The organism is Herbaspirillum sp. NPDC087042 (assembly GCF_044745245.1).
Taxonomy (GTDB): domain Bacteria; phylum Pseudomonadota; class Gammaproteobacteria; order Burkholderiales; family Burkholderiaceae_D; genus Herbaspirillum.
Window position 1 is genome coordinate 1 of the sequence record NZ_JBIUZW010000042.1, and the last position, 1,403, is coordinate 1,403.

Genomic DNA, 1,403 nt, shown 5'->3' on the forward strand with positions numbered 1-1,403 from the left:
GAGCACTCCTCGGCTCGTATCGAGAGTTACCTCCAGCTGTGCGCCGACAACAACATGCAGGTCGTGCAGCCCACTACCGCTGCGCAGATGTTCCTCCTGCTGCGTCGCCAGATGATCCGCCTGTTCCGCAAGCCGCTGATCATCATGACGCCGAAGTCGCTGCTGCGTAACAAGGATGCCGGTTCGCCCCTGTCCGATCTGGCCAAGGGTTCGTTCCAGACCGTGATTCCGGAAGTCGATGAATCCATCGACGCCAAGAAGGTCAAGCGCATCGTCGCTTGCTCGGGCAAGGTGTACTACGACCTGGTCAACGCCCGCAAGGAACGTGGCCAGACCGACACCGCCATCATCCGCGTCGAGCAACTGTATCCGTTCCCGCACAAGGCGTTCGCGGCTGCGCTGAAGCAGTTCCCGAACTTCAACGAACTGGTGTGGGCGCAGGACGAGCCGCAAAACCAGGGCGCATGGCTGCAGATCCAGCACAACATCTTCGAGAATCTCTCCGAAGGTCAGAAGCTGGCCTATGCAGGCCGCCCGGCCAGCGCGTCGCCCGCCGTCGGCTACTACGACAAGCACTACGCGCAGCAGAAGGCACTGATCGAAACCGCCTTCGCCAAGCTCAAGGGCTTTGTGCTGACCAAGTAATCATTGTGGCAAACGGGATGCGCTGCGAGGGCAGTGCGTCCCTGTTTCCATCACAACGAATCACCCGAAAATCGGAGAACCCTAAATGGCTCAAATCGAAGTAAAAGTCCCGCAATTATCAGAATCCGTTGCCGAAGCAACCCTGCTGCAGTGGCACAAGAAAGTGGGCGAACCCGTTACCCGTGACGAAAACCTGATCGACATCGAGACCGACAAGGTCGTGCTGGAACTGCCGTCCCCGGACGCCGGCGTCATCACCCAGATCATCAAGGCCGACGGCGCAACCGTCGTGGCCGGCGAAGTCATCGCCATCCTGGACACCGATGCATCGGCCCAGGTCGCCCCGACCGAAGTCAAGGCGGCTCCCGCACCGCAAGCTGGCAACGAGCCGACCCCGGTCGCCGCTCCCGAGCTGGCTTCCAAGGGCGACGTCGCCATGCCGGCCGCTGCCAAGCTGCTGGCCGACAACAACCTGTCGACCTCGCAAGTCACCGGCACCGGCAAGGATGGCCGCGTGACCAAGGGCGACGTGCTGGGCGCGCTGTCGGCTCCTGCGGCCGCTCCCGCTGCTGCTGCCGCCAAGCCGGCGCTGGCTGCCGTGGCAGCGCCTGTCAAGGCTGGCCTGGAAAGCCGTCCGGAACAACGCGTGCCGATGAGCCGTCTGCGTGCCCGCGTGGCAGAGCGTCTGGTGCAGTCGCAATCGACCAACGCCATCCTGACCACCTTCAACGAAATCAACATGCAGCCGGTCATCGACC

The 1,403-nt window shown here is 62.7% G+C and carries 1 protein-coding gene and 1 pseudogene; both read left to right on the forward strand.

The features are described 5' to 3' along the window. Nucleotides 1-645 (forward strand): annotated as a pseudogene (gene sucA, locus ACIPHN_RS25700) (2-oxoglutarate dehydrogenase E1 component); the annotation flags it as partial. An 85-nt stretch (nucleotides 646-730) separates the two neighbouring features. Further along, nucleotides 731-1,403 (forward strand): biotin/lipoyl-containing protein (locus ACIPHN_RS25705; RefSeq protein WP_400441993.1); only part of this gene is annotated, 673 nt, incomplete at its 3' end.